The sequence below is a fragment of the Halalkalibacter alkalisediminis genome, from assembly GCF_028610705.1.
Lineage (GTDB): Bacteria > Bacillota > Bacilli > Bacillales > Bacillaceae_D > Halalkalibacter > Halalkalibacter alkalisediminis.
The window spans coordinates 1-8,184 of sequence record NZ_JAQQWT010000066.1 but is presented as its reverse complement, the minus strand read 5'-3'; the positions used below and the strand labels follow the sequence as shown (position 1 = coordinate 8,184).

The following is an 8,184-nucleotide window of genomic DNA, read 5'->3' as shown; positions in this document are numbered from 1 at the left end:
AGAGGAGAAGTGATGCTTTCAGATATAGCGCAGGTATTCCCTAATCACCACTTTACGCTAGAGAGGGTATTAGAAATCCTTCTGATCGATTTTATTGTTAAGTATAGCAAAGGTGAAGCGAAAGAAATTGTATGTAAATTTCTAAGTGATTAAAGGGTACGGCAACCAAAACGACTTTCAACCGCCACATGTGGCACCTCATTCCTCGAATCGTTTCCGCACCCCTTACAACGAAAATAAGCGATCTTGTTATTCATCTGACCAGAATAACAAGATCGCTTATGTTAGTTCATTACTCATTAATTTTACGAATCCTTTCATTGTTACACGAAGCTGTTTTTTTTAAAACCAAAACCACTTAACCTGTTTCATTTTTCATTAGAGAATCATTATTTTGATACCCAGTGTATACATAAATACACTTTCGCCTTTCGCTACTCCGGTGGAATCACCCTCTTTTCTATGTATTAGCTATTGCTTGTCCTAATTATATAAAAGAAGCTCCTTATTGTAAATGCTAAAAATTAAAAAAATTCAGAAAAGTTGTTTATTTGTAGAAAAATAACTAATTTGTACTTTTATTGTCTTGTTATTAACCTAAAATTATTATTGTTTTTTCTTTTGTTGTTCATTAAGGGTACACCCTAAACGAACTTTTGAAAATACAGTAAAATCAAGGTTTTGATTTGTTCATTAAGGGTTGTTCATAAATACTTAGGTTTGCAACCAGAACGGAAAGAACGAAAAAAGTTGTGTTTTCAGTTTCGCTCCGGTTTCCGCAAACCTTTTTAACCTATGCGCATACCTATGTTCTTCAGGAGAAACAGACAATATGGGTGTATTTGCTAAAATTTTCTTGATAGATATAATAAAGAAATAAAAGGCAACGGGTGTAACTATAAAATAAAATCGATTGGAGCGGGGGAAATGAAGAAGGTTTGGATAATAGGGTGCATGACCTTATTTTTGGTAGCGTGTGGACAGGATGGGGTGCAGGAGGATGTTTCGGTCGAACCGAAGGGTGGCGCGAGCGAAGCGGAAACAGACACAAACACTCAAAATACGGACAATGAACATGAACCCGGTACGAAATCGGTTGAAGGCACAGATGAGAATGGGGAACAAATCATTGCTTATCATTTCCATGATGTGGAGTCATTACCAAGTGCAGAGAGTTTCATTGAGGCAGTAGAAGCGATATTCGGAGCTGATCGCTATTACTATGAATACTCGCAAGAGTCGATTTCTGAGTTTGATAAGATGATTGCTTCTAATGATAGAAACGATTATATGTTCAGCTTTGATACTAAAAAAGGAAATGTTCTTAGAGATTATAGTAGAGGGATTATTCTAGATTTAGAGCTTGATCCCACCTATGATCCAAGAATGGAAATGATTGATTTGATTCAGTATTTAAAAGCAAGTGATTTGATTAGAGAATTTATTCCAACAGATGATAGTTTTCAAAATGATTTTTATTACACGATTCGTTTATACAATGCACGCAAACCGGGTATGAATTATGAGGAACCAGCTGTTACCTGGAGATTGCGCGGTCGAACCATAACCGAAATGGATTTCTCCGATAAAAAGGACATTCTAGCTTCGATTTTTCGCTATGGTGAATATGAAGGTATGTTTCCTCCAGTCGACTAACGTTTTTTTTGGTTCATATACACATTATAAGTTCGGGTTGTTTTTTCTTAATCCACCTTTTCGGGGTTTTGTGCAAATACACCCAATATAGAAATATCAATTAGGAACGATTGACAGGCTTAAGCCTGTTTTATTCCTTCAAGGATTAAAGAATAAGAGATCATTTCTTCAACCAGCGATTTAAGAAAGCTGAATAATGAATCTAACAAAATAGATATTTTGTTAGATTCGGATAATAGTAAAAAAAACGGAAAAACCTTTGATAATCAAGGGTTTTTCTATTTCTTTTGAGGTTTATCAAAAATGAATTTAACGTTTTAAATAATAGTGTTATATTTAATTTAACAAAATGAGTAGAAGGAGGTGCACCGTGAAATCCAAACGAACCGGGGCGAATGCCGTTGAACCGATCCGAGAAAAGGAAACAATTCAATATATGAAGGAAGTATTGTTACACCAATCATATAGAAATTACTTTCTTTTTGTTTTTGGGATTAATTCAGGACTTCGGATTAGCGATATAATCCACCTAAAAGTATTAGATGTGAGAGATGCGGACTATCTTAAAGTTCGAGAACGAAAAACAAAAAAAGTGCGGCGTATTAAGATAACTACTACTTTGCGAAATGAAATTGACAAGTACATACGTAATCTGGCAGATTCTGATTATTTGTTTCCATCGAGAAAAGGACAACAGCCAATCAGTAGAGTGCAAGCGTGGAAGATCGTAAATGATGCGGCGCGTCAAGTTGATATTAATGATGCCATCGGCACTCATACGTTACGTAAAACCTTCGGCTATCATTTTTATCAAAAGACGAAAGATGCTGCCAGTTGAGCAGCAGTATTTGTCCGGTCGGACAACTACAGCTGGTTCGAAACGTCATGAAGAACAGTTGGGCGTGTCCAAAACGCTTCTGCAGAAAGCAATTCAACGGAACACATTTTATCGCTTCAATAATCTGAAGTCTTATATGCCAAGCATATCTAGTATGAAGCAATTCATCGAAAGCAAGAGATTTCTCGGTAATCTGAAGATTAACCTTTCGTTACCTCAAGGTATGGACGTTCAAGACCTATCGTCAAAAGAGAAGTTAGTGCTCGTTGAACGATTCCTGGCTTATGCCGAGAAAAACATCCGGTCCAACTTCATGAAAGAACGAGGAACACCAGTGTTTGAGGGAGTTGCCTTCTCGAAATTGATTGATGATTATGTGGTGGAGATGAACAAGATCAATCAGAAAGTGTCTAATGTGACGCAAGTCGTGAAGACGAGAAACATGCGCGATCATGATTGGTACATTTACGATCAGGCTATTGTGAATGGATTAGAAAGCGAGATGATCGATTTCGTCAACGATTATGTGGAGCGTTTGCGTACAAAATATGAGGAAGTTTATCTCATTAGGAATGAACGAAAAGTTAAAATTGTTGAAATTGACGGTGTGCGTGGATTTATGCCGGATTTCTTGCTGTATCTGAAGGATGCTGATTTTACGTATCAAGTCTTCTTAGAGCCGAAAGGGGACAATTTACGTGAACACGATCAGTGGAAGGAAGATTTCTTGTTATCACTATCTACACGACCGGATGTTGAGGTTTTGAGCGAGAATAAAAATATTCGTTTGATCGGTATTAAATTTTATTCGAGTGACCGAGAGTTAAAACAAGCATTTCGCGAAGATTTTCAAGAGAAGCTTTTAAATGGTATTGAATTGGAACGTACAATCATTTTCTAATTTTAGAATAAGAGGGATGATGTAGTCATTAACAAGAAAAGATTTCTTAAAATGAAAGAACTAATTGCTAAAAAGAAATTTTGGCAGGATGCCTTACCTATTCCAAGCTTATTATTTACTATCGCTACAGGGGTGCTAGCATTTTTTGACTTTGCATTTAGCGATAAAATTTTTTATGTTTTGATCGGGATTTCGATATTGATTGTATTTTACTGTTTATTCCATTTTTCTGGTTTGGAAACTATTACTTTGAATTTAAATGGTTCGAATTTTGAAATTGTTTCTGGAGATATTTTCAATCAAGAATCAAACGATTTTAAGGTAATTGCCTTTAATGAGTATTTTGATACTGAAGTTGATAATTCTTTAATTGCAGAAACCTCTTTAAATGGGCAGTATATAATGAAATTTTACTCAGAGGAAAACGATTTACAAAAACTAGATGAAGATATATCCACTAGTCCTAGATTACAAGCTAACATAGCGGAAAAAGGTGTCGTAAGACCTCTTGGAGGAAAAACTACTAGATATGAGCTAGGAAGTATCTATAAAGACAAGGATTTTTTTCTTGTCGCATTTTCAAAGTTCAATGACAAGAATGAAGCAAACTTACGATTAACAGAGTATGCTACTTGTTTGTTGAAGTTTTGGGATGAAGTAAATACTTTATATAATCAGCAAACAGTTGTCATTCCTTTATTAGGTACTGGCATTACACGACATAAAGACTTTGATGCCTCTAACCAAGAACTGTTAGAGGTACTAATTTGGACATTTAAGATTAGTAAAGTGAAATTTAAAGAGCCGTCTAAAATAAAGATTGTTATACGAGGTGAGCAAAAAGATAACATTAATTTTTATAGTTTGAAGGAGAGGGAGAAAAATGGCATATAGAAACGGTGTTTATGCTGCGTTTGATGGACAAGGTAAGGTAAATCCAACTGAATCAGACATCAGATATTTTCAATTATTAAAAGCCTGGGCAGAAGCAAAAGGTGAGGATTTTCAATACATTAACAGTCATGATAAAACACGAGCTGTTCGAGATTCCAGTAAAAAGGAAACATTGCAGAGAGTATTAAGAGAACGGTTAAGTAAATCTAAAGTGATGTTTATAATCTTATCAAATGAAACTAGCTACGACCGAGGCTTTTTAAATTATGAAATAGAAAAAGCATTAGATCTTTACAAACTTCCTCTAATAATTGCATATCCACAAATTAGTGATCGTAGTATTAACGATCAATGGGCTACTCTAGAAAAAAGATGGCCAAAAGCTTTAAAACAAAGATTAAAAGATCCAAAAAGAGATGATTTATCTTGTTTGCATATTCACTTTAAAAAGGAATTGATAAAACGTTCATTAAACCATATGACAGTTCATGATAAAAAATATATAGGTGCTCGTTTGTGTTATGAGAATTAACATTTAGATTAATTATTTTATTCAATAATAGAGAGATAAAAAGCCGTTTTGTTCAATATTTTTTCAAATCGGCTTTTTATTATGTGTTTTATGTAGATTTATAAAAAAGTCTGATTATAAATACTCGTCAATCGTTGATTTATCGCTACTTTAATAATACATTTTTTGAAAAAAAGATTGATCAAAATAAGCTTTTTCATCTTATGCAAATACATGATTTTATAAAAAAGTTTGATAAAAAACAGTAACTAAACCCTTATAAATCAAGGGTTTAGCCCAAAATATTGTGTCGTTTTTATCAAACTTTGTTTTAAATTATCAATCTTTTTTATAAATTATCAAAATTTATTTTAAATCCACAACTGATTGGTTATGCACCATTATTTTATAATATACATAAACGTTACGAGGACTCGAAGAAGAGAATAAAACATTAAGAAATGAGATTGAACAGTTAAAACAGAAGGTATAATACATTTTAAAACGGCATTTTACATTGGCTTTTATTTGTTGTGCTAATTTTCTTCAATAAGACAAGAATTAATGATCTTCCACAATCGGGCGCATTACTGGAACAACGGAAGTAATGCTTTTCTTCTTTAAGTAACGAAGCATACAGTGGAAGAAGTGTGAATATAAGGATTTAGATAAAAGGAGGTTTGGGGTTTGGGATTTTTAATAATTATACTGATTGGTTATGCACCATTATTTTATAATATACATAAACGTTTACGAGGACTCGAAGAAGAGAATAAAACATTAAGAAATGAGATTGAACAGTTAAAACAGAAGTTATAATACATTTTAAAACGGCATTTTACATTGGCTTTTTTTGTTGTGCTAATTTTCTTCAATAAGACAAAAATTAATGATCTTCCACAATCGGGCGCTATCCTGGAACAAGGATAAGCACTTATTTTTCATGTTAGAGCCATTTAATTGAATAAGGGATTGTTGAGCTAACGAGGTTTGTAGAATAGGGTTCGTTGGTCTTTTATAAAATGTAAAGTGAAACTTTATGAAGTCGAAACCGTAAAGAAAATAAGTAGTATATTTAGTATCAATAAGTGTCTGTACGGAAATACGAGGAGGTTTGTGATGAAAAACTATATGAAGTATATTATCTGGACATTAGTTATTGGGATTATATACTATATTGGTTTCAGTTTTCAGTTTCATTTAAAAGAAGAAGCACATAGAAATTTTAATATGTTACCTGTAGTTATTTACGGAACTTTTTTTCCAGTCTTGTTAGGAATATTGCTTCGCTTACCACGATTGATAAAGGAGATAAAAGAGAAAAAAGAATGGACAGTGAATTGGGCGAAGTTAATAACAGTTGGATTTCCTACACTTTATATTACATTTGTTCCTCTTCTTTCTTTCACTTTTCTAGGAAAGTACCTTCCGTTTATGTTTGAAATAATACAATTAGAAATTACAACAATATCTGGTTTGATTTTTGGATATGTGTTACTGGATAGCATAAAGAAACAGTAAAAAATATAAACGAATTGTTTAAACATATGTAAAGAACTGCACTTACACTAAACCAGCAGAAGCTTTAGAAATCTTCCACAAAATCTTCCACAATCGGGCGCTTTTCTGGAATAAGGAAAGCGTCTTTCTTCATGAAAAGGTCCATTTAATTGAATAAGAGCAGGACTTTGCACGATAAAAATGAACTTATAATTAATGTTATATATCAAGAATCTGGAGGGAGGAATTAAATGAGAAATCCTACAAGAGACATTTATAATAAGTTAGCCAATACATATCAAAACGATGTTGATGAGGGGAGTCCTTATAACGCTTATTATGAACGCCCAGCTATGATGACGGCTTTGCCCCCCCAATTAAAAGGAAAAAAGGTGCTTGATGCCGGTTGTTCGGCTGGATGGTATTCTTCTCAATTATTGCATCAAGGGGCGGAAGTTACTGGTATAGACGTAAGTCCCGAAATGGTGAAAGCAGCGAAGCATCGTTTAGGGGAAGAAGCAACATTCCTTTGTCATGATCTTCAAGAAATCCTTCCATTTAAGGATGATTCCTTTGATGTAATTGTAAGCTCACTTACGCTTCATTATCTAAAGGATTGGACTTACACATTTCAAGAATTCAACCGAATTTTAAAAGCAGGCGGAACCTTTTTATTTTCGGTTCATCACCCATTTATGGACTATACAAGGCACAATTGCGAGGATTACTTTAAAACCCAATTCTTATCAGAAACCTGGAACAAACCCAATATTACAATTGATGTCAGCTTTTACAGAAGACCCATGCAAAGCATCGTAAACGAAACCACTCAATTTTTCAATCTCGATAAGCTGATTGAACCCCGACCGCAAGAAAAGATGAAAGAAGTGAAAGAAAAATCCTATAACTATCTCATGACCAGCCCTCATTTCCTTATAGTAAAATCTACTTCAAAAAAGTTTATGGAAATCTAGCTATTGGGTTGAGCTTCTTGCCTTCCACGAAACGGGCGCGATTCTTGAAGGTTTTATAAAATTAGGGGGGGATCTGTTTGTTAAATGAACATATTAAAGGATTAAGTATTATTTCTTCGTTATTAGCAATAGCAGGATTAGTTCTGATGTTTTCAAGTATTTCTTTTGGAACTGCTCTTGGGGATTCTTGGCTTCTTAACCAAGTAGATGGTGTCGCTGATACTAGTCAATACAACATGATTGTTGAGACTTATAAAAATAACTTTGTAATTACTGGCAGCATACTGTTTAGTGCAGGTATACTAACTGCTATACTTACTTACTTTACAGCCGTACTATTCGGAAAAAAGGAGAACAACAATATCGTCTAATGGATCTTCAACAAACGGGCGCTTTTCTGAAATAAGGAAAGCGTCTTTCTTCATGAAAAGGGCCAGATTGTTGAGGAAACAGGAAGCGCAATAAAGTGATTAAATATTGTTTGTGAAATGTTAAACTTAAATTAACGTGGCAGGATTGTTTAAGAAAGGTATAATGTGAAACTTATTCATATTTGTTTCGTAGACAAGTAAAAGGGTGTGAGAAGGTTGAAAAAATATGTTGTATTTATATTTAGTTTTGTTTTGATGTATATAGTATTTCAAATTTTATCAGGTTGGCTTCTAACAGCTTTTTATACTCCAGATTTCTCTTCAATTAACAATAATGTGAGTCAAGAAGTAGTGTTTGGACAGACTTCAATAATTCCATTTTTGGCAACTTTATTAGTCGCAACATTGGCTTACTTTTTGTCTCAAAAATTATTTACAACCAGTAAATAATAGTTTCACTATCGGGTGCTAATGTTTAATAAGAAGAACTATCGCAACGCACCAATTAAATTAGTAAATGGGGAGATGGAATATGGGGT

At 33.8% G+C, this 8,184-nt stretch carries 9 protein-coding genes; all 9 read left to right on the top strand.

What is annotated here, in order from left to right; translation table 11 throughout:
* Positions 1-927 precede the first annotated feature (927 nt).
* The 9 genes from PQ474_RS25190 (at position 928) to PQ474_RS25150 (ending at position 8,095) form a co-directional block, all read left to right on the top strand.
* Positions 928-1,656: a hypothetical protein gene (locus PQ474_RS25190; protein WP_273848329.1), complete on the top strand. Its 729-nt coding sequence runs from the start codon at positions 928-930 to the stop codon at positions 1,654-1,656.
* Between the two features lie 370 nt (positions 1,657-2,026).
* A complete protein-coding gene (locus PQ474_RS25185) occupies positions 2,027-2,494 on the top strand; it encodes a tyrosine-type recombinase/integrase (RefSeq protein ID WP_273848328.1) in 468 nt (155 codons plus the stop codon).
* Positions 2,388-3,395 (top strand): hypothetical protein, encoded by a 1,008-nt coding sequence (locus PQ474_RS25180; protein ID WP_273848327.1) that lies wholly within the window; start codon positions 2,388-2,390, stop codon positions 3,393-3,395. Before PQ474_RS25185 ends, PQ474_RS25180 begins: the two co-directional genes overlap by 107 nt.
* Before the next feature lie 51 nt (positions 3,396-3,446).
* A complete protein-coding gene (locus PQ474_RS25175; protein ID WP_273848326.1) occupies positions 3,447-4,289 on the top strand; it encodes a macro domain-containing protein in 843 nt (280 codons plus the stop codon).
* Positions 4,279-4,821: a TIR domain-containing protein gene (locus PQ474_RS25170; RefSeq protein WP_273848325.1), complete on the top strand. Its 543-nt coding sequence runs from the start codon at positions 4,279-4,281 to the stop codon at positions 4,819-4,821. The genes PQ474_RS25175 and PQ474_RS25170 overlap by 11 nt, the downstream gene beginning before the upstream one ends.
* A gap of 1,098 nt (positions 4,822-5,919) precedes the next feature.
* Positions 5,920-6,321, top strand: a complete 402-nt coding sequence (locus PQ474_RS25165; RefSeq protein WP_273848324.1) for a hypothetical protein — start codon at positions 5,920-5,922, stop codon at positions 6,319-6,321.
* Positions 6,322-6,551: 230 nt separating this feature from the next.
* Positions 6,552-7,274, top strand: coding sequence for a class I SAM-dependent methyltransferase (locus tag PQ474_RS25160; RefSeq protein WP_273848323.1), 723 nt, complete (start codon positions 6,552-6,554; stop codon positions 7,272-7,274).
* A gap of 77 nt (positions 7,275-7,351) precedes the next feature.
* Complete coding sequence (locus tag PQ474_RS25155) at positions 7,352-7,645, top strand: hypothetical protein (protein WP_273848322.1); 294 nt, start codon at positions 7,352-7,354, stop codon at positions 7,643-7,645.
* A 207-nt stretch (positions 7,646-7,852) separates the two neighbouring features.
* Positions 7,853-8,095: a hypothetical protein gene (locus PQ474_RS25150; protein ID WP_273848321.1), complete on the top strand. Its 243-nt coding sequence runs from the start codon at positions 7,853-7,855 to the stop codon at positions 8,093-8,095.
* Positions 8,096-8,184 lie beyond the last annotated feature (89 nt).